At 37.1% G+C, this 26872-nt stretch carries 24 protein-coding genes; 10 read left to right on the top strand and 14 right to left on the bottom strand.

Going from position 1 to position 26872, the window contains the following annotated elements; genetic code table 11:
* Nucleotides 1-74 precede the first annotated feature (74 nt).
* From ACJJVM_RS02085 to rlmH, 4 genes are all read right to left on the bottom strand, one after another.
* Nucleotides 75-2003, bottom strand: a complete 1929-nt coding sequence (locus ACJJVM_RS02085) for a DEAD/DEAH box helicase (protein ID WP_405210645.1) — start codon at nt 2001-2003, stop codon at nt 75-77.
* Between the two features lie 182 nt (nt 2004-2185).
* Nucleotides 2186-2761 carry a non-canonical purine NTP diphosphatase gene (locus ACJJVM_RS02080; RefSeq protein WP_299149445.1) on the bottom strand — a complete coding sequence of 192 codons (576 nt, stop codon included), beginning with the start codon at nt 2759-2761 and terminating at the stop codon, nt 2186-2188.
* Nucleotides 2762-3382, bottom strand: a complete 621-nt coding sequence (locus ACJJVM_RS02075) for a YqaA family protein (protein WP_298350347.1) — start codon at nt 3380-3382, stop codon at nt 2762-2764. It abuts the gene before it with no gap.
* Between the two features lie 98 nt (nt 3383-3480).
* Nucleotides 3481-3954, bottom strand: coding sequence for a 23S rRNA (pseudouridine(1915)-N(3))-methyltransferase RlmH (rlmH, locus tag ACJJVM_RS02070; protein ID WP_299149447.1), 474 nt, complete (start codon nt 3952-3954; stop codon nt 3481-3483).
* Between the two features lie 81 nt (nt 3955-4035).
* Between rlmH and nadC the strand changes: the two genes are divergently transcribed.
* The 5 genes from nadC to priA all read left to right on the top strand — a co-directional run bounded on the left by nadC (nt 4036) and on the right by priA (nt 9505).
* Nucleotides 4036-4896: a carboxylating nicotinate-nucleotide diphosphorylase gene (gene nadC / locus ACJJVM_RS02065; RefSeq protein ID WP_405210643.1), complete on the top strand. Its 861-nt coding sequence runs from the start codon at nt 4036-4038 to the stop codon at nt 4894-4896.
* Nucleotides 4896-5837: a YihY/virulence factor BrkB family protein gene (locus ACJJVM_RS02060; protein WP_298350354.1), complete on the top strand. Its 942-nt coding sequence runs from the start codon at nt 4896-4898 to the stop codon at nt 5835-5837. Before nadC ends, ACJJVM_RS02060 begins: the two co-directional genes overlap by 1 nt.
* A 19-nt stretch (nt 5838-5856) precedes the next feature.
* Nucleotides 5857-6420, top strand: a complete 564-nt coding sequence (locus ACJJVM_RS02055) for a chalcone isomerase family protein (protein ID WP_405210642.1) — start codon at nt 5857-5859, stop codon at nt 6418-6420.
* Nucleotides 6421-6502: 82 nt separating this feature from the next.
* Nucleotides 6503-6934: a DUF2147 domain-containing protein gene (locus ACJJVM_RS02050; protein WP_405210640.1), complete on the top strand. Its 432-nt coding sequence runs from the start codon at nt 6503-6505 to the stop codon at nt 6932-6934.
* 114 nt (nt 6935-7048) lie between these two features.
* A complete protein-coding gene (gene priA / locus ACJJVM_RS02045; protein ID WP_405210638.1) occupies nt 7049-9505 on the top strand; it encodes a primosomal protein N' in 2457 nt (818 codons plus the stop codon).
* Nucleotides 9506-9554: 49 nt separating this feature from the next.
* On the opposite strand, the gene ACJJVM_RS02040 is transcribed toward priA, so the two are convergent.
* Nucleotides 9555-10256 carry a LytTR family DNA-binding domain-containing protein gene (locus ACJJVM_RS02040; protein ID WP_298350363.1) on the bottom strand — a complete coding sequence of 234 codons (702 nt, stop codon included), beginning with the start codon at nt 10254-10256 and terminating at the stop codon, nt 9555-9557.
* Between the two features lie 469 nt (nt 10257-10725).
* Here ACJJVM_RS02040 and rpsF point away from each other — a divergent pair, with 469 nt between their 5' ends.
* The 4 genes from rpsF to ACJJVM_RS02020 all read left to right on the top strand — a co-directional run bounded on the left by rpsF (nt 10726) and on the right by ACJJVM_RS02020 (nt 12412).
* Nucleotides 10726-11067, top strand: a complete 342-nt coding sequence (gene rpsF, locus ACJJVM_RS02035) for a 30S ribosomal protein S6 (protein WP_021778999.1) — start codon at nt 10726-10728, stop codon at nt 11065-11067.
* A 3-nt stretch (nt 11068-11070) separates the two neighbouring features.
* Nucleotides 11071-11367 carry a 30S ribosomal protein S18 gene (rpsR, locus tag ACJJVM_RS02030; RefSeq protein WP_013752085.1) on the top strand — a complete coding sequence of 99 codons (297 nt, stop codon included), beginning with the start codon at nt 11071-11073 and terminating at the stop codon, nt 11365-11367.
* A 14-nt stretch (nt 11368-11381) separates the two neighbouring features.
* Nucleotides 11382-11834, top strand: coding sequence for a 50S ribosomal protein L9 (gene rplI, locus ACJJVM_RS02025; RefSeq protein ID WP_021779000.1), 453 nt, complete (start codon nt 11382-11384; stop codon nt 11832-11834).
* Between the two features lie 101 nt (nt 11835-11935).
* The gene (locus tag ACJJVM_RS02020) at nt 11936-12412 is read left to right on the top strand and encodes a DUF6495 family protein (RefSeq protein WP_405210637.1); all 477 of its coding nucleotides are present in this window, start codon (nt 11936-11938) and stop codon (nt 12410-12412) included.
* 45 nt (nt 12413-12457) lie between these two features.
* Here the strand turns inward: ACJJVM_RS02020 and ACJJVM_RS02015 are convergent, their stop codons facing one another.
* The gene (locus ACJJVM_RS02015) at nt 12458-13768 is read right to left on the bottom strand and encodes a DEAD/DEAH box helicase (protein ID WP_405210635.1); all 1311 of its coding nucleotides are present in this window, start codon (nt 13766-13768) and stop codon (nt 12458-12460) included.
* Nucleotides 13769-14042: 274 nt separating this feature from the next.
* Here ACJJVM_RS02015 and ACJJVM_RS02010 point away from each other — a divergent pair, with 274 nt between their 5' ends.
* Nucleotides 14043-17225, top strand: a complete 3183-nt coding sequence (locus tag ACJJVM_RS02010; RefSeq protein WP_405210634.1) for a carboxypeptidase regulatory-like domain-containing protein — start codon at nt 14043-14045, stop codon at nt 17223-17225.
* An 88-nt stretch (nt 17226-17313) separates the two neighbouring features.
* On the opposite strand, the gene ACJJVM_RS02005 is transcribed toward ACJJVM_RS02010, so the two are convergent.
* The 8 genes from ACJJVM_RS02005 to clpB all read right to left on the bottom strand — a co-directional run bounded on the left by ACJJVM_RS02005 (nt 17314) and on the right by clpB (nt 26653).
* Nucleotides 17314-17964 (bottom strand): hemolysin III family protein, encoded by a 651-nt coding sequence (locus ACJJVM_RS02005; RefSeq protein ID WP_405210633.1) that lies wholly within the window; start codon nt 17962-17964, stop codon nt 17314-17316.
* A complete protein-coding gene (locus ACJJVM_RS02000; protein WP_405210632.1) occupies nt 17964-18698 on the bottom strand; it encodes a TlpA family protein disulfide reductase in 735 nt (244 codons plus the stop codon). The genes ACJJVM_RS02005 and ACJJVM_RS02000 overlap by 1 nt, the downstream gene beginning before the upstream one ends.
* Nucleotides 18699-18856: 158 nt before the next feature.
* Nucleotides 18857-19405, bottom strand: a complete 549-nt coding sequence (locus ACJJVM_RS01995) for a DUF1569 domain-containing protein (protein ID WP_405210630.1) — start codon at nt 19403-19405, stop codon at nt 18857-18859.
* 100 nt (nt 19406-19505) lie between these two features.
* Nucleotides 19506-20345, bottom strand: a complete 840-nt coding sequence (locus ACJJVM_RS01990; RefSeq protein ID WP_405210629.1) for a LytTR family transcriptional regulator DNA-binding domain-containing protein — start codon at nt 20343-20345, stop codon at nt 19506-19508.
* 61 nt (nt 20346-20406) lie between these two features.
* Entirely contained in the window at nt 20407-21627 is a 1221-nt protein-coding gene (locus tag ACJJVM_RS01985; RefSeq protein WP_405210627.1) for an ATP-binding protein, read from the bottom strand.
* Between the two features lie 336 nt (nt 21628-21963).
* Nucleotides 21964-22662 carry a hypothetical protein gene (locus ACJJVM_RS01980; protein ID WP_405210626.1) on the bottom strand — a complete coding sequence of 233 codons (699 nt, stop codon included), beginning with the start codon at nt 22660-22662 and terminating at the stop codon, nt 21964-21966.
* Nucleotides 22663-22906: 244 nt separating this feature from the next.
* A complete protein-coding gene (locus tag ACJJVM_RS01975) occupies nt 22907-23833 on the bottom strand; it encodes an SMI1/KNR4 family protein (RefSeq protein WP_405210625.1) in 927 nt (308 codons plus the stop codon).
* 213 nt (nt 23834-24046) lie between these two features.
* Nucleotides 24047-26653 carry an ATP-dependent chaperone ClpB gene (gene clpB, locus ACJJVM_RS01970; protein WP_405210624.1) on the bottom strand — a complete coding sequence of 869 codons (2607 nt, stop codon included), beginning with the start codon at nt 26651-26653 and terminating at the stop codon, nt 24047-24049.
* Nucleotides 26654-26872 lie beyond the last annotated feature (219 nt).

Genomic DNA, 26872 nt, shown 5'->3' with positions numbered 1-26872 from the left:
GAGTAGCAATTTATGCAATCCTATGAGAAAACCATACCAAAATTTAACTTTTACAATAATTCTAACACTTTAGGCTAGCTGCGACGGCGTCTTTTGCCAGAAAATGGGCTTTTATTACCTTCTGTAGCCCTGTCTGGAGTACGACTTGGTCCTCTACGATCTGATCTACCTTCTGATCTACTTGATCTTTCTGAGCGATTTCTAGACCTTCCTTGATCTTCTCCATAACTAGATTTGCGATCACGGTCACCGCCACGACGGTCACTGCGTTTTCTGTCTGATCTGTCTCGATCACCACCGCTACGACGACGATCACCGCCACCGCTACGACCTCCTCTAAAGCCATCATTGCCACCTCTACGGCCACCGCCACTGCGGCCTCTTCCGCCACCGCCACGGTTACCACCGCGACCTCCGCCGCCTTGTGTCTCTTCTACACTTACACGACGACCATCAAGTTGATAATCTTCAAAGAGTGCAAGTACTTTTTCTTTATGCTCTGTATCTGTATTAAAGAATGAGAAGGCGTCTTTACAATCTACACGGTATATCCCGTCTTGACCTAAGCCTGTCATTTCTTTTAAGAAGTCCTTAAGCTTCATCCAGTCAAAATCGTCTTTACGACCTACGTTTATAAAGTAACGTGTTGTATCACCAGACTCTTCTTTAAACGCTGCAACAGCATTTTGATTAAGATCTTTTGCCTTTTTGTAATAATTAAAGAAGCGTGTAAACTCTACAGAAAACACTTTCTTTATAAGCTCTTCTTTAGTATTGTCTTTAAGTACTTCTTCTATTTCTGGAAGATAAGCATCAATCTCTTGGTTGATCTCTGTGTTATTTATGCTATTTGCAAGGTGAAATAACTGTACTTGTGTAATCTCTTTTCCGTCAGGAATTGTTTTTTGATCAAACTTCTTTGCTAAAATCTTTTCGAGCTGCTTGATTTTACGCATTTCACTCTTGGTCACAATAACCATAGAGGTACCAGTTTTACCAGCACGACCTGTACGACCAGAACGGTGCGTATAAGTCTCTATCTCATCTGGAAGTTGGTAGTTTATAACGTGTGTAATATCATCTACATCTATACCACGTGCAGCAACATCTGTTGCAACAAGCATCTGTATTTGATTATTTCTAAAGCTCTTCATAACAAGGTCACGCTGGTTCTGACTTAAGTCACCGTGTAGCGCACCTGCATTATATCCATCTTCTATAAGTTGCTCTGCAACTTTTTGAGTATCTCTCTTAGTACGACAGAATATTACCGAAAATATATCTGGATTTGCATCAGAAAGACGTTTAAGCGCTTGGTAACGATCACGTGTGTGTACAACGTAGTACTCGTGTGATACATTTTTTGCACCTTCATTTTTATGACCTACTGTAATCTCTAGTGGGTCGTGCATAAACTCTTTTGCGATACGTGCAACCTCTCTGGGCATTGTCGCGCTAAAGAGCCACGTAAGTTTATCTTCTGGAGTGTCTGCAAGAATATTTGTAATATCCTCATAGAATCCCATATTAAGCATCTCATCTGCTTCATCAAGAACACAGTAGCTTAATTTTGTAATGTCTACCATACGACGACGCATCATATCTTGCATACGTCCTGGTGTAGCTACTACAATTTGAGCACCACGTGAGATCTCACGAGCTTGCTCTTGTATATTAGAACCACCATAAACAGCTACTACGCGCACACCTTTAATGTGTTTTGCATAGTTTTTCATCTCATTAGTAATCTGGAGACATAGCTCACGAGTAGGGGCTATAATAAGACCTTGTGTGGTCTTGCTTGAAGCATCAATGTTTTGTAATAGTGGAAAACCAAAAGCAGCAGTTTTACCTGTACCTGTTTGTGCAAGTGCAACCATATCGCGATCTTCGGCGAGTAGTTGTGGGATAGCTTCTTCTTGGATTTTTGATGGGGTTTCAAATCCCATATCGGCGATAGCCTGAAGTAAGGGCGCGTTTAGGCCCAGTTGATCAAATGTCATAAGACAAAATTTTAATAAGTTATCGTGCTGTAGGAAGCGCAACGACTTATTAACCAATTGCTTCAATCAACACGTGCCATAAATAGTGGCAGTACCTCACCCTGAGGTTTTTCAAGGTGCAAAAGTACTATATATAATTGAATAATCGTAAAGTGACTTGGTAATTTTTTAAAGAACGTAATTTACTCGTCTCTTAAGTAAGATAAAAACTGCTGCATCGCGCGCCCTCTATGGCCTATTTTACCTTTTAGGGATATTGCCATTTGGGCAAAAGTGGCCTCGTAGCCGTTAGGTTTAAAGATAGGATCATAACCAAAACCGTCATCTCCATAGCGTTCTTTTGTAATCTCTCCCTCACATATACCTGTAAAAGTCTCTATTTTTTCTGCTTTCGCGAAAGCGATAACCGTCTTAAACCTCGCCGTTCTATCTTGTTTAACTGCAAGAGCTATAAGAAGCTTATCCATATTATCTGAAGCGCTTCTTTGAGGTCCTGCATATCGTGCAGAGTATACTCCTGGAGCACCATCTAGCGCGGTAACCTCGAGACCTGTATCATCTGCAAAGCAATCATACCCATAATGATCACGTACGTATTGTGCTTTTATAATCGCATTGCCTTCTATAGTAGGCGCATCTTCTATAATATCTTCATCACATCCTATATCTGTAAGTGATAATATAGTGATATGCTCTGGTACAAGAGCTTGTACTTCCTTAAGTTTATTAAGGTTGTGCGTTGCAAAGACTAACTTCATTTAAGAGACAAGGCTAAAAATGGCTGCTCCATAAATTGCATAGCGTACAAAACGCGCTAGACCAAAGAGTGCCCAATATTTAAAATCAAAACGAATCATACCAGCAGCAAGACTTGCTACGGCAAAGGGTAGTGGGAGCAAGGCTCCTACTAAAATTAAGAATCCACCCCATTTACGAGCATTTTTTAAATGCTTTTCCATTTTTACCTCAAGGTAGTTATGTACTGCTGGGATTTTAAGAGAAGCTCTCCCTGTAAAATAAGATACAGCACCGCCCAGGTAAGATAATAGGGCTATTATAGAAAGGTATAATATAGGGTCACTAGTTTTATCGCTCCAAGCTATAAAAAGTTCTGGAGGGATAATACCGAGTATAGACTCCGAAACAAAGAATAAAGTAAGTACTAAAAAATTAGAGTAATTATCTATCACATATTGTAATGCCGTGTTAAGGTCTATTACAAAGTAGTGTATACATACTATGGCGGCTACAACAAATAGTATAGGTGGTAGCGCTTTTTTAAGTGCATCCTTAAGAAAAGAGTAAAAGCCAGTGTATACATAATACTGGTGCAGTAACTGTAGTCTATTTTTCTTTTTTATGCCTGATTTTGAACTCATTAAATAGTAGTCGTATATGTATTACAAAAATAACGTGAGTACGGCGTCTTAGTATCTTTAGTACTCATAAATATTGGTTAAACTATGTAGGGCTCGGTTTATTGATGATGATAAGGTTCTCCTTTTAAAATGGTAAACCCTCTATAAATTTGCTCTGTGATAAATAAACGTACCATCTGGTGGGAGAAGGTCATTTGTGACAAAGATACTTTACCTATCGCTTTATTGTAAACTTCTTGAGAGAAACCATAAGGACCTCCTATCACGAAGACTAAGGTTTTTATACCACTGTTCATCTTTTTTTGTAAAAACTTAGAAAACCCTACACTTGAAAATGATTTGCCATTCTCGTCAAAGAGCACAAGGTGGTCATAGGGACCCAATTTTGAAAGTATGAGAGCACCTTCTTTAGTCTTTTGCTCTTGCTCACTGAGATTTTTTACATTCTTTATATCTGGAAGAGTCTCAATAGTGTATTTAATATAAAAATTCAAGCGCTTGCTGTACTCATCTACGAGTGCCTGTAGCTGCTTGTTATCTGTCTTGCCTACGCATAGAAGTTTTATATTCATTTTGCAAAAATACAAATCTCTCTATGACGATGGATGTGTTTGTGTTTCCTTATTTTTACAGAAACCGTATTTTATATTTTTATGATAACAGAAGCGCAGTTTCAGCTTGAGATAGATGGTATAATTTCTAATGCAATAAGAGAAGATGTAGGTGATGGAGATCACAGTAGTCTAGCTTGTATTCCGGCAGATGCGACGGGCAAAGCAAAGTTACTGGTGAAGGATGAAGGGATTCTTGCAGGTTGCGCTTTCGCGAAAGCGGTATTTGCCTACGTAGATAACAGCCTCGTAGTAGAAGATGTACTTACAGATGGTGACCAGGTAAAGTATGGAGACATTGCATTTTATGTATCTGGCTCGAGCCAAAGCATCTTAAAGGCAGAGCGACTGGTACTTAACGCAATGCAACGTATGAGTGCCATAGCGACCAAAACAAAGTTCTTTGTTAACCTCCTAGAAGGAACAGGCACAAAAATACTCGACACCAGAAAGACCACTCCAGGTATACGCGCCTTAGAAAAATGGGCAGTAAAAATAGGAGGGGGAGAAAATCATCGTTTTGCATTATATGATATGATTATGCTTAAGGATAATCACATAGACTTTGCTGGAGGAGTGACTAAGGCGATACTTAAAACTGTAGCGTATCTTAAAACTGAAAATCGAGATCTTAAAATAATCGTAGAGGCGAGAAGCCTTGAGGAGATAGAAGAGATTCTTGAAAATCACGAGCACGTATACCGTATTCTTATTGATAATTTTAATTATGAAGATACGCGTAAGGCGGTTGCTCTTATAGGTGATAAATGCCTTACAGAATCTTCTGGTGGTATTAATGAAGAGACCATACGTGAGTATGCACTTTGTGGTGTAGATTATATCTCTAGTGGAGCACTTACACACTCTGTTTATAATCTAGATTTAAGCCTTAAAGCGGTATAATGGCCTCAGACAAGACCTTAGAGCAACGCCTTATGCGGTTCAAGCCTTTTTGCTGGATCGTAGCTATGCTAGATAAGGTCGTTATTCCTGGTTTTGAAGGGATGACATTACTAAACTTGTCACGCGCTTACTTTACTGGTATTATAAAGGGTGCGCTGGGATCTAGAGCAGGATCTATTGCATATAGTTTTTTTATGGCCATTTTTCCTGCGCTTATATTTGTGCTTAATCTTATACCTTATGTACCTGTGCCAGACTTTGATATTAAGTTTATGGCGTTTATTTATGAGCTCATACCATCACAGTCGCTAGATTTTTTTAGGCCTATTATAAGTGATATTGCACAAAATGAGCGTGCAGGTTTGCTGTCTGTAGCTGGTCTTCTTGCTTTGTTTCTTACGGCAAATGGTATTAACTCCATTTTTAGTGGTTTTGAGGGATCTCATTATAATGAGATTAATCGAAGCTTTTTTAGGCAGTATGCTGTGGCTATAGCGACTTCTATTATCTTGGCATTGTTGTTGGTTACTACTATATCAGTAGTTGTTTATTTTGAGTATTTACTCGTTTCTCTCAAGGAGAGAGACTTTATGAGTACAGATTTAGATATAACATTGCTATCGGTTGGAAAAAACGTGTTTGTATTGATAATGATATATGCTGTGATTGCAACGCTCTATTATTTTGGTACCAAAGAGGGGCGCAAAAGCAGGTTTTTTTCACCAGGTGCATTAATGACTACTATATTATTTATGATAACCACGTACCTTTTTGGTATTTATATCGACACTTTTGGGAGATATAATGAGTTGTATGGCTCAATTGGTGCATTATTGATAATGATGCTTTATATTTGGTTGAACTCAAATCTTATATTATTAGGATTTGAGCTCAATGCAACATTGCAAAAACTAAGGATATTACACAAAAACCCTAATTAAATTAACACAAACGTAAATTATGAAAAAGTATTTATTAGCACTAGTAGCAGTATGTAGTCTTACTTTTAGCCAAGCTCAAACAGTTGTAGGTGATGCAACATTACCTAACACAATGACTGTAGAAGGAACAAATCTTGTACTAAACGGTGCGGGAATGAGAGAAAAAGTAATCTTTGATCTATATGCAGGAGGATTATACCTCGCTTCAAAAAAGAGTGATGCCACTGCTATTGTAAATGCAGATGAGACAATGGCTATGAAACTAGATATCGTTTCTGGTATGGTGTCAAGTAAGAAAATGATAGGAGCTGTAGATGATGGTTTTGACGCTTCTATGAACGGAGATACAAGTTCCCTAGATGCACAAATCACAAAATTTAAAGGTTTCTTTAGCGATAAGATTGTAAAAACAAATGTTTTTGATATTGCTTATGTAAAAGGAAAAGGAACTGTTGTTAGTAAAAACGGTAAAGAAGTAGGAATGATACCAGGATTAGAATTCAAAAAAGCACTTTTTGGAATTTGGTTAGGTAGCGAGCCTGCAGATGATGATCTTAAAGAAGCAATGCTAGGTAAAAACTAGTAGATTACAACTTTTATAAAAAAATGGCGATTCTCAAGAATTGCCATTTTTTGGTTTAAAACACAAATACACTTATCACATTATGAAGTATTTAATTAGTTTTTTTATCGTAATACTGTTTACTGCAAGTGCTGTGGCGCAACAAGACGCTGTTTTTGGTAAATGGAAAACTATAGATGATGAGACTGGTGAGGCAAAATCTATCGTAGAGATTTATAAAAAAGGTGATAAAGTTTATGGTAAGATTATAGATATACTTAATCCTCAAGATCGAGATAAACTATGTATTTACTGCGAGGGAGAAGAGTATAACAAGCCTGTACTTGGTCTAGACATTATCAAAAACCTAGAAAGAGATGATGATGAGTATACCGGAGGTACTGTTTTTGATCCAGAAAAAGGGAAAACCTATAAGGCAAAAATCTGGATAGAAAATGATAATCCAGATAAGCTCTATCTTAGAGGTTATATTGCTTTTTTATATAGAACTCAAGAGTGGATACGTGTTAAGTAACATCATTATTATTGACAATGAGAGCCGCTTTTGTAAAGATTGCGGCTCTTTTTTTGTGCTATGCTTTCGCAAAACTTTACTTAACAGTACTTTTGAAGTACACACTGCTCATTTATGCCCCACTTTATAGACGTCATACTTCCTATACCTGTAGAAAATACGTTTACCTACCTCGTCTCAGAGGCAGAATATAATTACATTCAGAAAGGAATGCGTGTTGCGGTTCCTTTCGGGAAAAAGAAAGTGTATGCCTCAATCGTAAAAAATAAGCACACTATTGCTCCTACAATCTATGAGGCAAAGGAAATTCAGCAAATTTTAGATGAAGAGCCTATAGTCACAGAGCAGCAACTCACATTCTGGTCTTGGATAGCAAATTATTATATGTGTACCGAGGGGGAAGTGATGCGAGCAGCATTACCCAAAGCATTTTTATTAGAGAGTGAGACCGTTATAAGGCTCAAGTCTGATGGTCTTGTAATTAATGATGAAGAGCTTCAAGATGATGAGTTTTTAATTTATGAAGCATTACAACATCGCTCAGAGCTTAAAGTGCACGAAGTGATGGATATTCTTGATAAAAAGAAAATACTACCTTCTATACAGCGCCTCATAGATCAAGGGGTTTTAGAAATGCAAGAAGAGATTTACGAGCAGTATGTCCCTAAACTTGTAAAGTTTATTACAATAGCCCCAGAGTATGACAGTGAGGAGGCTTTGCCTGTTATTCTAGAAGAATTATCTCGCGCACCAAAACAAAGAGAGATGGTGCTCACTTTTTTTTCGCTTAAAGCGAAAACCAATAAACCTATATCTTCACAAGAGTTGCAAAAAGCATCTGGAGCAACGGCTAGTCAGCTCAATGCCTTGGTAGATAAAGGAGTTTTTCAAACATATCAAAAACGCCAAGATAGAGTGGGGTTTGAGGGAGAAGTTTTTGAGACGAAGACTCTCAACACTTATCAAGCAACAGCACTGTCTGAGATTAAAACACATTTTGAAACAAAAGACGTTACATTATTACACGGTGTAACTGCTTCTGGTAAGACAGAGATTTATGTTCAGCTCATTGAAGAAATGCTCTCAACTGGAGATCAAATTCTATACCTCCTGCCGGAGATTGCTCTTACTACACAGTTAATAAGCAGGCTGCAAACTTATTTTGGAGAAAGAGTAGCTATATTTCATTCTAAGTATTCTGTAAATGAGCGTGTAGAAGTATGGAATAATGTCCTTAAAAAAATGGACAAGGCCCAAATCGTTATTGGGGCTAGAAGCGCATTACTACTACCGTTTAGAGATTTAAAACTTATTGTGGTAGATGAAGAGCACGAGAGTAGCTTTAAGCAATATGATCCCGCGCCAAGGTATCACGCTCGCGACTGTGCTATTGTGCTAGGGGCGTTTTTTAAAGCCAAAGTCTTATTAGGTTCTGCAACACCATCTATCGAGACCATTTATAATGCCCAGAGCGGAAAGTATGGTTATGTCTCTTTAAAACAGCGTCACGGTAATATTTTAATGCCAGAAATTAACCTTGTAGACATAAAAGAAAAGTCTCGTAAAAGGGAGATGACAGGGCACTTTTCTGATACATTATTACGAGCAATTACAGATGCACTTGCACTTGGTGAGCAGGTTATTTTATTTCAAAACAGGCGTGGTTTTTCTCCTATATTAGAGTGTAATACTTGCGGGCACGCTCCGCAATGTCCTAATTGTGATGTGAGTCTTACCTATCATAAGTATAGATCACAACTTCGTTGTCATTATTGTGGTTATAATATTGCCTTACAGCAAAAGTGTATGGCTTGTGGTAGCACAGATCTTACAACAAAGGGGTTTGGTACAGAACAAATAGAAGCAGAGCTCAAGGAGTTGTATCCAGATAATAATATTGCTCGTATGGACTCAGACACCACAAGAGGTAAGTATGGTTTTGAGAAGCTCATTACAGCTTTTGAGCAAGAGCAGATAGATATTTTAGTAGGCACGCAAATGCTTACCAAAGGGTTAGACTTTAGAAACGTAACCTTAGTAGGAATTATGAATGCAGATAGTATGCTCAACTTCCCAGACTTTAGGGCACACGAGCGTAGCTATCAATTAATTGCTCAGGTATCAGGTAGGGCAGGACGTACCGAAAAGCAAGGTAAAGTGCTTGTGCAGACTTATAATCCTTATCATCAAATATTACAGCAGGTTTCTTCAAATAAATTTGAAGAGATGTATAAAGAGCAATTAGAAGAGCGTCGCAACTTTAAGTATCCACCTTTTCATAGGTTGATACGCATTACATTAAAACATAGAGATTATCAAAAAATAGATGAGTCTAGTATTTGGTTATCTAAGGCATTGCGACAAACTCTAGGTGCAGAGGCGGTACTAGGTCCAGAAACACCATCTATAGCAAGAATAAGAAACCTCTACAGGCGTAATATCCTTATTAAAATAAGTAGAAGACAAAATTTACTCGAAACCAAAAAAACCATAGGTAGAGTAGTAACAAGTTTTAATGCTATTGCTCAGTATCGTAGTGTTCGATTAGTAGTAGATGTAGATTGTTATTAAGCATAAAAAAACCACTCAATGAGTGGTTTTTTTATATTAAAATCTCCTTTTAAGCAGAGAGCGCATCTATAAGCTCAGATTTTTTATGTCTAGATAGTGGTATTTTTTCACCATCTATTTCAATATTTCTACTGTTGTACTTATCTACCTTGTCTATATTTATAATATAAGACTTGTGTATACGCATAAAACGTTCTGGAGGTAATTGCGCTACAAAAGACTTCATCGTAGCAAGTACTACTATAGGGTCGTGCACAGTTACAAGCTTTACATAATCTCCAAGGGCAGTAATATACTTAAGCTCGTTAAGCATCACCTTTTTCTTTTTGAGATTACTTTTTACAAATATGTAATCGTCATCTTCTACAGCCCCTTCGGTTTTTAGTTTGTGAAGGCTTATAGCTTTATAAACAGCGTTTGTAAAACGATCCTTAGTAAGTGGTTTGCGTAGGTAATCTATAGCATTATAGTTAAATGCCTTATATGCATACTTTGTTTTACCAGTCACAAATATAATTTGTGGTTTGTGTATAAGGTCATCTAGTAGGTCAAACCCAGAGAGTATAGGCATCTCAATATCTAAAAATATAAGATCTACCTTAGTGTCTAAGAGACCATTTTTAGTTTCGATGGCATTGTTATATTCAGCTACCAGTCGTAAATTAGGATGATCATTTATCATCTTTACGATTGCTAGTCGTTGTAGGCTAGAATCATCTACAACAGCACAGTCTAATAATACTCCTTCCACAGTGATTTATGTTTAATTAGGTTAAGCAGGTCAATATTAGGTAAAAAACTCCATAATACCAACAAAAAAGTGACTTTCATCGAAGAATTATGTTCTTTATCGACCTAAAATTGACTAATATCTTTATTGTTAAAAACCTTCTAAGTGCAGTCTGTTAGCAATGAGTAGGTTATGTCTATTAGTCGGCATTATCGTATAATTCTTACAAATAGATTACTAAAATTTTAACACATTAGTTTCATAGGGTTTTGATAGTAAGAAGAGTAGGTGAGTTATAGTATGTAATACCTTATTATAATGTCTTACAAAAGAGTTTACAGGTTTACGCTTTCGCGAAAGCGTAATTACATACCGTATTATATAGCATTAGCGAGCATCGAGAAAATTTTAAGAATATATATTAATAGCTATTTGAAAATCAAAAGAGAATCCTTACTTTTGCACTCATTTTTAATTTAACTCATATTATATGAACCATTACGAAACTGTTTTCATCTTGAATCCCGTTTTATCTGATGATCAGATAAAGGAAACAGTAAAGAAGTACGAAGGACTTCTTAAAGAAAAGGGTGCTAAGATGATTAGTAAAGAGGATTGGGGCTTAAAAAAGCTTGCATATCCTATCCAAAACAAGAAAAGCGGTTTTTACCACTTACTTGAATTTACTGTTGATGGACAAGCTATCAATGATTACGAACTAGCTTTTCGCCGTGACGAGCGCGTTATGCGTTACCTTACGGTAGCTATGGATAAGCACGCGATCTCGTGGGCTGAAAGAAGACGTGAAAAACTAAAAAAGCAAAAAGCGTAAGTTATGGCATCTTTACAACAACAAGCAAAAGGAAAGAAGGACGGAGATATCAGATATCTTACTCCTCTTAATATTGAAACTAACAAAGCAAAGAAGTACTGTCGCTTTAAGAAGTCTGGTATCAAGTATGTAGATTACAAAGATGCAGACTGGCTAGCAGGTTTTGTAAACGAGCAAGGTAAATTGTTACCACGTCGTCTTACAGGAACTTCTTTAAAGTACCAACGTAAAGTGTCTGTAGCTGTAAAAAGAGCTCGTCACCTTGCATTGATGCCTTATGTAACTGATTTATACAAATAGAAACTAGATAACAGATGGAACTTATATTAAAGAAGGACGTTGAGAATCTAGGATTTGCAGACGATATAGTACAAGTAAAAAACGGATACGGTAGAAATTACCTAATCCCTAACGGTCACGCAGTACTTGCTACGCCTAGCGCAAAGAAAGTACTTGCAGAAAACCTAAAGCAACGTGCTCACAAAGAGCAAAAAGTTGTAGATGATGCACAGAAGCAAGCAGATAAACTTAACGCTTTAGAAGTTAAGATATCAGCAAAAACTGGAGACGGAGACAAACTTTTCGGATCTATTACAAATGCAGACGTAGCAGAATACCTAGCAAAAGAAGGAGTAGAGGTAGACAAAAAGTATATCGCTATCGCTGGTAACACAGTAAAACGTTTAGGTAACTATGAAGCAAAAGTACGTTTCCACAGAGATGTGGTGGCTACACTTCCTTTTGACGTAGTTGCAGAAGCAAACTAAGTCCTTAGGCACTTTATACAAAACCGTTCTTATCTAATAAGGACGGTTTTTTTATGAAATTTACTTTTTAAATACGCTTTCGCGAAAAAATATCACTCACAATGAAATACGCTCGCCTTACAAAAGAACAACTAGAAGAATTACACCCAGAGTTTATAAACTTTCTAGCTACCCAGTCTATCACTGCAGATGAGTGGGCAACTATTAAAGAAAAACAACCCCTCGTTGCAGAAGAAGAGATAGACGTCTTTTCTGATCTAGTATGGGAAGGTGTACTCACAAAGGCTCAATACCTAGAGCATATCTCGCCTAACCAGATGCACCTTTTCTTTTTAAGAGAAAACAATATGGCACTTATAGCCATAAAAATCAATAAAGAAAACATAGATATCACTACCGCAGAAGGGTATGGATGGCTTAAGGAAAACTTAGGTGATGATGATGTGGTATTTATGAGCGCAAGTAAAGACTATAGTGAAGACCGCAATGCAGATAAGTTTAAACTCATAAGTGAAGGCGCAGTAATCACACGTGGCGATCTTTATAAATGGTTTGAGCGCTTTGTGGATGTGAAGTAATTATAACTACTCATACCAGCAATAAATGTAAAATTGAGGATAAGACTAAGCTAGTCGTATCCTCAATTTTGCTTTTTTAAGGCGTTTGTTATCTAGTTTTTCTATAAAAGATTGAGCAGCACTTTTGTGCACCGCTACAAAAGATTGTGTGTTTTTTACCTCAATGGTTCCTAGTTGCTCGCGTTGTGCATTTCCTTCTTTAAAGAAAAAACCAGCGATATCACCTTTTGATATCTTGTCTTTACGACCACCAGAGAGCTCAAGGGTCGTCCACTGTGATCCTTCTGGTATCTCTCTGTCGTGTAAGTATTCTTCATCCATTACCGGCATAAAGTCTGGTAATCGCTCGTTGCGCCAGTGTAGTACATAAGCCGTACCTTCAGACTGCATACGAGCCGTACGACCATTACGGTGTGTAAACTCTTCTGAGTGTATAGGAAGGTGGTAATGTATAATAAACTTGATTTCTGGTACATCTATACCACGTGCAGCAAGATCTGTTGCTAGCAGTAGTTGGTGTGTACCATTTCTAAATTTAAGAAGTGATAGCTCTCGCTCACGCTGCTCCATTCCTCCATAAAAAGTGCCGTGTGCGATACCGTGATCGTTGAGATAATCACTTATTCTAGAGATGGTATCTTTAAAATTACAGAAGATAATACCCGGTTGATCACCTAAGTGACACAAAGCTTTTACAAGCGTGTCTAGCTTATCTTTTTCTGGTGATATAATCGCTTTTATTTCTAGCTTAGAACCTCCCTGATGTAAATAATCTACTTCTACAGGGCTGTTAAGTCCTACAAATCTTGGTATGTCTATACCTTGAGTTGCAGAGGTAAGTACCTTTTTTTCTAAAGCAGGTAAAAAGCTCATAATCTCTGTCATCTCTCCTTCAAAACCTACTTCTAGCGACTTGTCAAACTCATCAAGTACTAGGGTTTTTATATAGTTTGTAGAGAAAGTTTCCCTGCGTAGGTGGTCTGCAAGTCTACCTGGTGTTCCTATTAATATTGCTGGACGGTGCTTTATGGCTTGTCTATCTGTATTAAAACTTTGACCACCATAAGCGGCGTGTATCTTATAACCCGTACCCATATTGCGGGCAACGTTTTCAATCTGTATGGCAAGCTCTCTAGAAGGTACGACTATAAGTAGTTGTACTTCTTCTATACTTAAGTCTAACTCTGCAATTACAGGTAGTAAAAACGCAAGCGTTTTACCAGTACCTGTAGGAGATAGTAAGATCACTTCTTTTGCTGAGTGTATGGCAAGTTGTGCCGCCTCCTGCATCTCGTTAAGTGAGGTGATTCCTAGTTTAGCTAGAATTTGTTGCTGATTTTTTTGATTACTTATCATAGGGTACAAAGGTAGAACTTTCTTTCAATGCGCGTTGTATGGTAAGAGCGCAAATATTCAACAGCTTGATTGTCTATGTGATAAGTTTTGTGGGGTTTTATTACGCTTTCGCGAAAGCGTAATACCCTTAAATAACATATTCACAATTGTTAATTAAATGTGAAAATTAAATTAACTTAAGGTTTAGTAAGTGTTAACACCTTCTTAAATTCGCGCAAAATAATTTTACAAAAATCTTATGTTCAAAAAACTTTTATTTTTAGTAACACTTCTAATGGCAGTAGCTGTAGGCGCACAGACGACTACTTCTGCTATCTCTGGAGTTGTAAATGCTGGTGAGCAAACGCTTCCGGGTGCAAACGTGGTAGCGGTACACACACCTACTGGTACTACGTATGGAGCGATCACAAACTTTGACGGTCGTTTTAATCTTTTTAATTTACGTGTGGGAGGACCTTATACAATAACAGTAAGTTATGTAGGTTTTCAAGCACAAGAATACACTGGAGTGACTCTTAACTTAGGAGAAACTTATAACGTAGAGGTAACACTATCTGAAGATAGTAATGCTCTTGAAGAAGTTGTAATTACAGGTAGCCGTAACAACACTTTTAGTGATGGACGTACTGGATCTGCTACAAACGTAGGAGAGCGCCAGCTTAAGGCATTACCTACTATATCAAGATCTGCTGCAGATTTTTACCGTCTAGAGCCTAGTGCTTCTAGTAATGGATCTTTTGGAGGTCGTAATGATCAGTTCAACAATTTTAGTCTTGATGGAGCAGTTTTTAATAACCCATTTGGTCTTGATGCTGCTACTCCAGGAGGACAAACAGGATCACAGCCTATCTCTCTTGATGCGATTGAGCAAATTCAAGTAACTACTGCACCTTATGATGTAACTCTTTCTGGATTTACAGGAGCATCTGTAAATGCCGTAACTAAGAGTGGTACTAATGAGTTTAAAGGAACTGTTTACGGTTTTTATAGAAACGAAGATCTTACTGGTGGAAAAGTTGCAGGTGATGACGTTTTTAAAGCAGACTTAAGCCAGAACACATATGGTATAAGTATAGGAGGTCCTATCATTAAGAACAAACTTTTCTTCTTTGCAAACTTTGAAGATGAGAGCCGTTCTGACCTAGGAGCACCTTGGGCACCTAATCGTAATACAGGAGCTATTAATGAGTCACGTGTATTACCATCAGATCTAGATGCAGTCTCTGCAGCATTAAGTAGTATTACTTATGCAGATGGAAGCTCTTACGATCCAGGTAGATATGAAGGATTTAACTTTGACGGAGGTTCTACAAAAGCATTATTTAAGCTAGATTGGAACGTAAATGATAAAAACCGTGTTGCATTAGTATATAACTTACTAAGATCTTCTAAAGACAACCCGGCAAACCCTAATGCAATTGCATTACGTGGACCAAGCCAGTCTACGATACAGTTTGAAAACGCAGGATATGCAATAAACAATAACATAGACTCTTTCCAACTAGAGTGGAATAGTGAGTTTGCACCTAACGTGTCAAACAAGTTTCAGGCAGGTTACACATTCTTTGATGATTTTAGAGAGCCATTCTCTACGCCAGCACCTTCTATAAACATTACAAAAGGTGGTCAGAACTATATCATTGCAGGTCACGAGCCATTCTCAATAGGAAACAAGCTCGAGCAAGAAGTTTTTCAAATCACAAACAACTTAAACATTGTATCTGGTGATCACACAATTACGCTTGGTACTTCTTTTGAAAAATTCAGCTTCTATAACTCTTTTAACCTTACAGGTTATGGTTTTGACTTATTCGGGAGTGTAGCAATAGATCAAGAAACAGATCTTGATGGAGATGGTATCGCAGATACAGATTACATAAACGATGTAACAGGTGAGACAGATCTAGATGCTTTCCAGCAGTTCCTTATAGATCGTTACCAAGATACATTTACTGCTGCAGAGGCAGAGTTTAATGAAAACAATGGTTTACCAATAGGTGATCCAAACGGATGGTCACTTGCAGAGACTAACGTAGGACAGTTTAGCCTTTATGCTCAAGACCAGTGGAAAATGAGTGAAGACTTTACACTTACACTAGGAATGAGATTTGATAAGCCTTTATACTTTGATACTCAAGACAAGATTCAAGAGAATATTGATAGAAAAGGTACTTACCAGCCAGATAACGTATATGTAGATCCATCAACTGGAGAAGATATCTTATTAGACAGTACAGTACTTCCAGACAATGCATTCTTATGGTCACCTAGATTAGGTTTTAACTGGGATGTAAAAGGAGATAAGACGTTCCAAGTACGTGGAGGAACTGGAGTATTTACAGGTCGTTTCCCATTTGTATGGTTAGGTAACCAAGTGCAAGGTGTAGATTTTTTCTTCTATCAGACGGTAGATCAAGATTTTAAATGGCCACAAGTATGGAGATCTAACATAGGAGCAGATTACCGTTTTGATAATGGTATCGTTCTTACTGCAGACCTTTCTTATACAGAAGATCTTAACGCTGCACACGTACAGAACTGGGCACTTAATGATCCATCTTCTACACTAGAAGGTGTAGATAACAGACCTATCTATCAGACGTCAGATTTTGCTACAAACCAGTTTGGAGGTCCTACAAATGCGTATGTATTTACAAACTCAAACTCTGGACGTACGTATAACGCAACGTTTAAGGCAGAGAAGTCTTTCAGCAATGGTTTATTTGCAAGTCTAGCATATAACTACCTTGACTCAAAAGATGTAAACTCTATTGACGCAGAGATTACAGGAGATGCTTTTAACGCAAATGCAATAAGAGGAAACGCAAATGATGATATCCTTGCAAACTCTCGTTATGGTGATCAACACCGTATTATCGCAGTAGCTTCAAAGAAATTTGAGTACGGAGATGGTAAATTTGCAACTACAGTTTCTGCTTTTGGAGAGTGGGCTAGAGGAGGACGTTTTAACTACACTTATGCTGGTGATATAAACGGTGACGGTAGTAACTTTAATGACCTTATCTATATCCCTACTGCAGACGAGCTAGCACAGCAAAACTTTGCTACGCCAGAGCAAGCACAAGCATTTGAGCAGTACATCCAGCAAGATGATTACCTGAGCGAAAACAGAGGTGGTTATGCAGAGCGTTATGGAGCACTTGCACCTTGGAGAAGTCGTGTAGATTTCCGTTTACTTCAAGATTATAACTTTAATGTAAAAGGAAAGAAAAACACATTACAGTTTAGCCTTGACATCCTTAATGTAGGTAACCTTATCAGTTCTGATTGGGGACTTGTAGAGCAGCCTAACAGTATACAGCCAGTAAGTGTATCTGTTACAGATGGTGTTCCTACATATACTTATAATGAGGAGTTAACACAAACTTTTGGTACAGATGCAAGCCTTCTTAACAGATGGCAAGCACAAGTAGGGTTACGTTACATCTTTAACTAGAACCTTACGACCACATATAAAAACCGCCTGCAAGAAATTGCAGGCGGTTTTTTATTTATATAATGTAAAACTACAGGCTCTGTATGGTCTAAACAACTCCTACATAAAAGTAGACCGCCATAAAATGTGCAAAAGATCCTCCCAATACAAATACGTGGAATATAGCGTGGTTATAAGGAATGCGAGATATACTGTAAAGTACAGCACCTATCGTATATAAAATACCTCCTGCAAATAACCATTGCACACCAGCAGGATGAAGATTTGCAAGTAATGGTTTATATGCAAAAACAATAAGCCATCCCATCGCCACATAAAGGATAGTAGAAAGGATATCAAATCGTCCGGTAAAGAAGAGTTTTAATATCATCCCAAAGAGAGCGATAGACCAGGCTATCCCAAAAATCCACCACCCAGTAGTGCCATCTAGAGTTACTAGCGTAAAAGGCGTGTATGTGCCCGCAATGAGTACATAGATCGCCGCGTGGTCAAATATTTTAAGTCTTGCTCTACGTAAAGGTTTTGTCGCGCTATGATACGCTGTAGAGGCAAAGTATAATACACATAAACTTATCCCAAAAACAATAAGACTTATGGTGGCGGTTGTAGTTACGCTTTCGCGAAAGCAAAATAATATCAACCCAAAAACACTTGCTACAAAACCAAAACCGTGTGTCCATACATTAAGTCGTTCCTCTTGTGGGGAGTAATCTGGAGTTGGGGCTGCGGTGTTTTCCATTAGTTATCTGCGAGTAAGTAATCTAGGTGTTCCTTAAGGATTTCTGTAACCTCTGCTGCTGGACCTCTTCCTTGAGCCATCACAGCATTTTCTACAAAGCGCACAGTACCATTGCGATCCATAAATACAAGCTTAGGATACGTATTAGTTTTTAAATCTTGCTTTAAATAGCTAGCACCATCTACTAGGTGTTCAAAATCAAAAGGTTTCTTAGTTAAAAAAGCGTCGATTTTGCTTTTTGGTTCAAAAGTGATGGCTACAAAATTTACGCGACCCTCATATTGCTTTTTAAGGTCATTGAGATATGGGATCTCTGCGATACAAGGAGGGCAGCTCGTAAACCACAAGTTAATGAGTGTAATTTTATCATTATAACTCTCCTTAGACTTGAGCCCGTTTGCAAGATCTTGCAGCTGAAAGTCGGGTAGGGGTTTATTAATTAATCCATTTACACCTACATTAATGTCTAGAGGCGCGCTATTAGATTGCGATAGCATCACTTCTACCTCTTGTATAATTGAGTCTTGACGCACACGCATATGGCGAACTTTAAAGTTGGCTTTTGTGTATTTCCAGCTTCCTTGCGCACCATAAACCTCCTCAATAGATTTTAGTTTGGCTTGAAAAGCCTCCTCATTATAGGTGTCACCTTGAAAAACGTAGTAGTTGTCTTGCGCGTTAAGCGCTAGCGCAAAGAATAATATAAATAAGCATTGTATTTTTTTCATCATCATAGGTATGTGTTACAAAGATAGCTATTGCTATCAAACACGCACCTATATACATTTATCGTGCCTTAGTAAGTTTTAGGGTTGATTTTGTTACTATAGTTTAGGACACTATAAATTTTGATTTTGTTTCTAACTGAGTTATTCTTAAAACAATCAGTAGGCTACTTGTCTTCTAAAATATCACGTATGATTTTAAGGTGATGTTCTGTATGAATAGCGAGAAACTTAATGGTCTTGTCTCTGTTTAGAGTACCGAGTACAGGGTGATTAAAATGTTTCTTTTCTGGGAGATTAGATAGTTTATCAACCGTGGCAAGCGCCTGTTCATAATGCATTTGTATTGTATTGAGATCTATATTATCCTTTGGCCTTGCTGCCTTTGGCGCAGTGGCTTTTCCTCTAGGCATTCTATTAAAAGTAAATACATAGGCACGTTTCATATTAAATTTAGTTTTATATTCACTTTCATTAGATTGCTCTAGTGCTTTTGATACCTGATTTACAACTAGAAAAATGTGATCCATATGCCACGCAACAGCAGCTTCAGACACTTCAAGGTTTTTTGTATCTCGCACATTACTATAGGATGCCACCTCATCGAGTTTTACTTTGAGGTCAGAATTGTTTCTTTTTGATTCTATACTAGCGGCGCTGCTTAATAATAAGATGCCTGCCAGTAAGATTAAAAAGATGTTTATACGCTTTTTCATAAGTCTATGTTTTAAAATTAATTACCCCAAAAATAGACTGTAAATCAATACGTTATGTTAATATGGGACGTATGTGCCACTTTTGTGATGAACGGGAAGGCTAGTAAAAGTCGGCTTTTGAAAAAGATCTAGAGACGGGAATGCTCGTAGGTACTCTATCTAGTTGTATAGTGAGCGATCTTGCATTACCGTCAATAGTTATTATATGTTCCGTATTAATAAGGTATGAGCGATGACAACGTTTTACCTGAGAGTGATTTTTAAATTGTAGTTCAAGCTGTTTTAAAGAAAGTCTAATTAGCTTTCGCGAAAGCGTACTATCATCTAGATAAAATATCGTCACATAATTCCCTTCGGATTGAGCATATACAAACTGCGATAATCGCATTGCAATAGGCGTCGCTTTTACACTCTCTTCTTGTATTTGTACTGTAGCCGTTTCTTCTATAGCTGGGCGTTGTAGCTTAGTAGAAAGTAATTGTGCTTTATTGAGGTTTTGTTTTGAAAGTGTACGTTCTGTAAAAAAGATTAAACCTACAATAGGAAAAATCCCTATCGAAGTAGTGATTTTAAGAAAACTAAAGAAGGTTTTGTAAAAGACACCATCACCCCGCCAATAGTAATAATGAGAGGAATTAAAAGTACTTATTATCAAGATGCAGGTTGATAGTAATATAATTTCCCTTGCTATGGTCCACTTTTCTGGACGAAAAAATATGGGAAATAATTTAGGTAGAACAAAGTAGGTTACACAAACACCCAGAAAAACGGAAACTCCAAAACCCGCCAAGAATACATATTTGTAATTTATAGACTGTCCCGCACCAAAGGGTTCAAAAACAATTAAAAACAGGTAAACAAAAACGCCTGACAATAATGCAAATAACCACTTGTATCTAGTGTTTTGTAACAAAGGATATGGTGATTTGAGCCACTGCATTAGAAACTGTTTTATTTTAGTCTGATTTGAAGTTGCATTTTGTGTGCTTGTTTTCTTTTATTTATTCAGAAATAGACATAGGTAAGGTAAATCTAAAATCACTTCCTTTTTCGACTTTACTTTCAACCCAAAATTTCCCACCAAGCTTTTCAACTAATTCTTTGCAAAGTACAAGACCCAATCCAGAGCCTTGTTCATTATTAGTGCCTGGCAATGGAGTATTATTAGATAAGTCAAAGATTTTACTAATTGTTTCTTCGCTCATCCCAACTCCGTTATCAGAAACTGAAATTTCAATGAGTTCTTTATTTCTGGTGACAGAAATATTGACGTTGCCACCTACGTGAGTAAATTTTATTGCATTTGAAATTAGATTTCTTAAGATAGTTTGTAAGATATTTTTATCTGTATATAATTCAATTTTATCCTTTGGACTGTAGCTCAAAGAAATATTCTTGGCTTTTGATATTGATCTTTTTAGAGTTATTACTTCAACTATTTCTTCTGATAATGTGATTTTTTCTGGATTAAAATGAAGTTCTTTAGTTTGTGATTTTACCCAGGTTAATAAGTTGTCTAGTAATGTTAATGTATTCTTGGTTAAAGAATTTATTAGAAAAATATATTCTTTGGCTTCTTCATTCTCCGTATTGTTTAAATTCTCAATAAGTAGTTCCGAAAGGCCATTTATACCATAAAAAGGGCTTCTTAAATCGTGGGCAATGATTGAAAACAATTTATCCTTAGTTTTATTAAGCAGTTTTAATTGTAAATGGTTCTCTTTGATTGCGTCTTCTTGTTTTTTACGCTCGGTAATGTCTGTAGAAATTCCGCACAGTCCTACTATCTTGTTTTTATCATTTTTATCAAATAGGGGAGATTTAATTTCTAAAAATACTAATCTATTTCCGTCGTTATCTTTTGATTCTACTTCAAAATTTGTGTTCTCCCCAAGCTTTATTATGCTATCGTCAATTTTGGATATTACCTTAACGGTTTCTTTGGGAAAATAGCTTGAGTCATCACTCCCTTTTAGTTCGTTATCTGTACACTCAAAGAATTTGAGTGTTTTCTTATTAGCATATACATACTTTTTTTGATTGTCTTTTATGTAGATGTATGTGTCTAATTGATCTAAAGTAGATTCTAAATAGTGGATTCTACTATTTGCTTTCTCGTTGATACGTTGGGCTTGTTTAATATGGTCTGTTACTCGATCAAGCTCTAATTGCAAAAATTCATTTTGCTTCTTTAATTCCTTATAAGTAGGTTCTCTATTCATTAGTAAATACTAGTTTTTAATGCATTCTTAAAAGAACAAAATCATTAAAATAATGGGTGAAATCTAGAGGTAAATTTCAAATTGTTTAAAATAGGACTTCACATAAAGCAAGTACAGCTCCGACAACTATTGGAACTGCAGATGAGCCTATTTGATTGTTTTTTAATTGATTTTCTAAATATACAAGTATTTAAGAAAGATGACGCTTTCGCGAAAGGGTAATTTGAGATAGTCTCTGCTGTTAGAATTATGGATCAAAATTAGCTTAAAAGCTTGAGCTTAGCGCAGCCGAAGTAGACTGGTTTTTTAACTCAGATCTTCGTTGCCAGTATTTTTTTATTCATCAATTCCAATATATTGTAATTCGTTTTTTGTTTTTGAAAGTTGAAAGTGAAAGTGAACAGTTCCATCTTCCAGAGGTTCTCTTATATAGTATTCTCGGTTAAGATAATTCTCTGTTTCAAAATTCAATTCTTCAAAAGTTTCATAGTCCGCGGAAGGAAAATTATTTCTAAAATCTTCAACTTCTAAAAATCCTTTAGATTCTCTTATTTCCGTTGCAATTCTCGATTTGTCGGAATCTGAAATTTGAATTTTTAGTGTGTGTGCATAGTCCATAAATCCACCACTTTCATTTTTCAGAATTTTGAAGTCATCTTTTAATTCAATATTATGTTTCTCTAATAACTTTCGAGCGTCATTTTTGCTAAAAGTCCAGTCACTTATCCAAGGTGACATACATAATAGGATAAAACCTAAAGTCAAAAATGATGAGATATATTTTCCAGTTTTAGGTCTTTTAAATATTCTAAAAGTCCAGTAAGTCAAAAATATGATTTGAAAGACCAAAATAAATGGCCAAATGAAAATCACGAGAAATTCCAATTTAGCTAATATTGTCCAAGCAATTGTTAAGCTTAAAATAACCCCTGTTATAATTCCAGTTATTTTATTTCCGACTTTAAAAGGTAGCCAAAAACAAAGGACGGTTAATCCGAATAAAATTAAACTTGTTATAATATTGAAGTGGTTCATTCAAATTACTAGCAACAGGCCACAACATAAAGCGAGTACAACTCCATTGACTATTGGAACTGCAGATGAGCCTATTTGATTGTTTTTTAATTGATTATATAAATATACAAGTATTTGAGAAAGATGACGCTTTCGCGAAAGGGTAATTTGAGGAAGGCTCTGAGGTGTGAATTATTGATTGAAATTAACTTAATGGCTTGTGCTGGGTGCAGCCGAATTAGGCTTGTTTTTACTCAGTTCTTAGTTAGGTGCAGTTTTTTATTTGTTTATATACTTCGTGAATATGTTTTTCAGAAATAAATTGTTTTGGATTCTCATTCATTTCTTTAATTGACAAATCCAAGAATTCGTCAAAGCTGTCAGCTAAAACAATCATTTTTTCCTCATCACGTCCGAAAATAATGATTTGACCTTTTACTCCATTTATGTCAGGGTCGAGATCAATTCCAATAAAATTCCCTCCAAAATCGTGAAAAATAGGTAACCACTTATAATGGAAATATTTCTTTTTGATTTTATCTTTTGGATAAGAAGAAAAATCAATTTCATCTTCCCAAACATAATCTTTCCTTTCTACTGTAAATTTACCATCTGGTGTCATATCAAATTCTAAGCTATCCCAATTGTAGTTTTTCTGTTCCAATTGATGAAGTTCTCTTCCAAGAGCAAAAATTTTGTCTGAATACTTTTCTTTCACCTTAAAGTTTTCGGTTTGACCATTTTCATACTTGACCATAACTCCACTATATGATTCGTGTGAAGAATTAAATGATGCTTTCTCCCATTTTTTAGAGAAAAGCCCAAACTTTTTTTTATTTGGAATAGATTTTAAAAACAATTCCGAAATTCCATTGAGTATTTCTTCTGCCTTTTTTTGGTTAATTATTTTTCGTTCAGTTGGTTTAACAAGACTTAATGCAAAATCAAGATTTGATATTACTTTTTTAGTTGATATGAATTCAAGTCCGAATAAAATTCCATATTGATTACCTCCTTCACCATTGAATTTAGAATAAACCTCAACAAATTCTTTTGGTAGTTTTTCAGATACCATTTTTTCTATCTGAGCAAAATCATTCTCACCACTTCCTATATTAATTTCATTGACTTCTTTCTCAAAATTTTCTGCAGTCCACTTGGAAATATGTTCAATTTTTTCAGTTATGGTCATAGTTTAGTCAAATTGTAGTCAATAGCCACCACACAAAGCGAGTGCTCTATTTTATGATGTGCCTATTTTGATTGTTTTTTAATTGATTGTTTAAATATACACTTATTAGTGTATTTGTTACCGCACAAAGAATCTGAAAAACTCACCATTTAGCCACAAAAAAAGTGGATACCTATTGCTAGATATCCACTTTATATAATCATCAATCAATCTTTATTCTTCTTCTCCTGTGCGTTCTCCTTCGTTTCTAAAGACGAGTTTGTCGTCAAAGGAATCTACGAGTATCACACTGTCTGATGCTACTTTACCGCTCAAAATTTCTTTTGATAACTGGTTAAGCACCTCGCGCTGCATTGCTCGTTTTACAGGTCTTGCCCCATATTCTGGCTGGAAACCTGCTTCGGCAAGGAAGTCTATGGCTTGCTTTGTTGCGTCTAGCGTGATATTCTGCTGTGAGAGCATCTTTCTAATACCCTTGAACTGTAGTTTTACAATATCACGTATATCTTTTCGCGTAAGCGGACTAAACATTACAATGTCATCTATTCTATTTAAGAACTCTGGACGTATGTTTTGTTTTAATAATCCTAGCACATCTACCTTTGCAGACTCCATTGCAGCATCTACATCTGGAATTGCCTCAAAACGCTCTTTTATGATATGACTACCCATATTTGACGTCATTATGATAATCGCATTTCTAAAGTCGGCAGTGCGGCCTTTGTTATCTGTAAGTCTACCTTCATCAAGTACTTGTAACAACACGTTAAACGTATCTGGGTGTGCCTTCTCAATCTCATCGAGTAACACCACAGAGTAGGGGCGACGTCGCACGGCCTCCGTAAGCTGGCCACCTTCATCATATCCCACATATCCTGGAGGTGCTCCCACCAGACGGCTCACACTGTGACGCTCTTGATACTCACTCATATCTATGCGCGTCATCGCATTCTCATCATCAAAAAGATACTCTGCCAGTGCCTTTGCAAGTTCTGTTTTACCTACACCGGTTGTTCCTAAAAATAAGAACGAACCTATTGGCTTTTTCTGATCCTGCAATCCTGCACGGCTGCGTCGTACGGCATCACTCACGGCAACAATAGCCTCACGTTGTCCTACCACACGTTTGTGCAACTCATCTTCTAGCTTGAGTAGCTTCTCACGTTCTCCCTGTAGCATTTTTTGCACTGGGATTCCTGTCCATTTTGCAACGACCTCTGCAATGTCTTCGCTGGTTACTTCTTCCTTAATAAGCGAAGTATCTGCTTGACTTGCAAGATCCTTTTGTAGCTCCTCAAGATGCTCTTGAGCCTCTTTTATTTTACCATAACGTAGCTCTGCAACTAGGCCATAGTTTCCTTCTCGCTCTGCTTTTTCGGCTTCTAGCTTGTAGTTTTCTATGTCTTGTTTTGCACTTTGTACACTCTCTACAATATCCTTTTCAGATTGCCACTGTGCGTTAAGATCGTTGCGCTCCTCTTTAAGGTTTGCTAGATCTGCACGTAGGCTTTTGAGCTTATCTTCATCTTTCTCACGTTTTATCGCCTCAATCTCAATCTCTAGTTGCATCACACGACGGTCTAACACATCCAGCTCTTCTGGCTTAGAGTTGATTTCCATTCGCATTTTTGCGGCAGCTTCATCCATCAAGTCAATCGCCTTGTCTGGTAAAAATCTGCTCGTGATATAGCGCTGTGATAACTTTACAGCAGCAATGATAGCATCATCCTTAATACGCACCTTGTGGTGTGTCTCATACTTGTCTTTAATACCACGTAAGATAGAAATAGCACTCTCTGTATCTGGCTCATCTACGGTTACCTTCTGGAATCTACGCTCGAGGGCCTTATCTGCTTCAAAGTATTTTTGATACTCATCAAGCGTGGTAGCACCTATGGCGCGTAGCTCCCCACGAGCAAGGGCAGGTTTTAAGATGTTTGCCGCATCCATCGCACCTTGACCACCACCGGCTCCCACTAGGGTGTGTATCTCATCTATAAAGAGTACAATATCGCCATCACTTTCTGTTACTTCTTTAATTACCGCCTTAAGACGCTCCTCAAACTCTCCTTTAAATTTTGCACCCGCAATAAGCGCTCCCATATCCAGCGCAAATATTTGCTTGTTCTGTAGGTTTTCTGGGATATCACCATCTACAATTCTATGTGCAAGACCTTCGGCAATAGCTGTTTTACCCGTACCTGGCTCTCCTACTAGTATAGGGTTGTTTTTGGTACGGCGTGTTAAAATCTGTAAGATGCGTCGTATCTCTTCATCTCTACCTATCACGGGGTCTAGCTTGCCTGTGCGTGCTAGTTCGTTAAGGTTTTTTGCATACTTGCTTAGTGAGTTATACGTCTCTTCTGCACTTTGTGAGGTCACACGGTTACCCTTGCGCACTTCTGTAATAGCAGCTTGTAAGTGCTTCTCAGTCACCCCTTGATCCTTTAAGATCTGGGCTACTTTACTTTTTGTTCCGAAAATAGCGAGTATAAGATGCTCGATAGAGACATACTCATCATTCATATTTTTGGCAATAATATTAGCCTGAGTGATTGCTTTATTTGCTTCTCTCCCTAGCATTATATCACCACCAGACACCTTAGGATAACTCTCAAGGGTGCTGTCTAAAATTTGCTGTAATAAAGGCACATTTACATCAAGTTTTTGAAGCAAGAAAGGCGTTACGTGCTCATCTACTTCAAAAATTGCTTTAAAAATGTGCTCATTTTCTATTTGCTGGTGACCTAGCTCTTGAGCAATTTGCTGTGCTCGCTGTATGGCCTCCTGCGACTTTATCGTAAAATTGTTAATATTCATTTCATATGTTTTAAGAGACCATTACTTGCTGTAAAGCGCTTGCTAATGATTTCTGGTTGTACTTTTTTTGAGAGACAATAGTCAAGTATTGTTCCAAGACCGTATTACGACATAATGTCTTGTGAAGGCTTGAATTAACTGACTTTATGACTTATTTAAGAACTATTTTACGCTTTCGCGAAAGCGTAACACAGACACAACGACTACCTTTGTATAAAA

It is taken from the genome of Dokdonia sp. Asnod2-E02 (assembly GCF_045063915.1).
Taxonomy (GTDB): domain Bacteria; phylum Bacteroidota; class Bacteroidia; order Flavobacteriales; family Flavobacteriaceae; genus Dokdonia.
The sequence above is the reverse complement of the archived record's forward strand: the minus strand, read 5'-3'. Positions and strand labels throughout refer to the sequence as shown.

Coding starts and splice junctions, on each gene's coding strand:
- ACJJVM_RS02085 (WP_405210645.1), bottom strand. CDS start 2,003: ATGACATTTGATCAACTGGGCCTAAACGCGCCCTTACTTCAGGCTATC.
- rlmH (WP_299149447.1), bottom strand. CDS start 3,954: ATGAATATAAAACTTCTATGCGTAGGCAAGACAGATAACAAGCAGCTA.
- rpsR (WP_013752085.1), top strand. CDS start 11,071: ATGGCATCTTTACAACAACAAGCAAAAGGAAAGAAGGACGGAGATATC.
- ACJJVM_RS01975 (WP_405210625.1), bottom strand. CDS start 23,833: ATGACCATAACTGAAAAAATTGAACATATTTCCAAGTGGACTGCAGAA.
- ACJJVM_RS02080 (WP_299149445.1), bottom strand. CDS start 2,761: ATGAAGTTAGTCTTTGCAACGCACAACCTTAATAAACTTAAGGAAGTA.
- ACJJVM_RS02050 (WP_405210640.1), top strand. CDS start 6,503: ATGAAGTATTTAATTAGTTTTTTTATCGTAATACTGTTTACTGCAAGT.
- ACJJVM_RS02060 (WP_298350354.1), top strand. CDS start 4,896: ATGGCCTCAGACAAGACCTTAGAGCAACGCCTTATGCGGTTCAAGCCT.
- ACJJVM_RS01990 (WP_405210629.1), bottom strand. CDS start 20,345: ATGCAGTGGCTCAAATCACCATATCCTTTGTTACAAAACACTAGATAC.
- nadC (WP_405210643.1), top strand. CDS start 4,036: ATGATAACAGAAGCGCAGTTTCAGCTTGAGATAGATGGTATAATTTCT.
- clpB (WP_405210624.1), bottom strand. CDS start 26,653: ATGAATATTAACAATTTTACGATAAAGTCGCAGGAGGCCATACAGCGA.
- ACJJVM_RS02075 (WP_298350347.1), bottom strand. CDS start 3,382: ATGAGTTCAAAATCAGGCATAAAAAAGAAAAATAGACTACAGTTACTG.
- ACJJVM_RS02000 (WP_405210632.1), bottom strand. CDS start 18,698: ATGATGATGAAAAAAATACAATGCTTATTTATATTATTCTTTGCGCTA.
- ACJJVM_RS02020 (WP_405210637.1), top strand. CDS start 11,936: ATGAAATACGCTCGCCTTACAAAAGAACAACTAGAAGAATTACACCCA.
- ACJJVM_RS01980 (WP_405210626.1), bottom strand. CDS start 22,662: ATGAACCACTTCAATATTATAACAAGTTTAATTTTATTCGGATTAACC.
- ACJJVM_RS02010 (WP_405210634.1), top strand. CDS start 14,043: ATGGCAGTAGCTGTAGGCGCACAGACGACTACTTCTGCTATCTCTGGA.
- ACJJVM_RS02005 (WP_405210633.1), bottom strand. CDS start 17,964: ATGGAAAACACCGCAGCCCCAACTCCAGATTACTCCCCACAAGAGGAA.
- rpsF (WP_021778999.1), top strand. CDS start 10,726: ATGAACCATTACGAAACTGTTTTCATCTTGAATCCCGTTTTATCTGAT.
- ACJJVM_RS02015 (WP_405210635.1), bottom strand. CDS start 13,768: ATGATAAGTAATCAAAAAAATCAGCAACAAATTCTAGCTAAACTAGGA.
- ACJJVM_RS02055 (WP_405210642.1), top strand. CDS start 5,857: ATGAAAAAGTATTTATTAGCACTAGTAGCAGTATGTAGTCTTACTTTT.
- priA (WP_405210638.1), top strand. CDS start 7,049: ATGCCCCACTTTATAGACGTCATACTTCCTATACCTGTAGAAAATACG.
- rplI (WP_021779000.1), top strand. CDS start 11,382: ATGGAACTTATATTAAAGAAGGACGTTGAGAATCTAGGATTTGCAGAC.
- ACJJVM_RS01995 (WP_405210630.1), bottom strand. CDS start 19,405: ATGAAAAAGCGTATAAACATCTTTTTAATCTTACTGGCAGGCATCTTA.
- ACJJVM_RS01985 (WP_405210627.1), bottom strand. CDS start 21,627: ATGAATAGAGAACCTACTTATAAGGAATTAAAGAAGCAAAATGAATTT.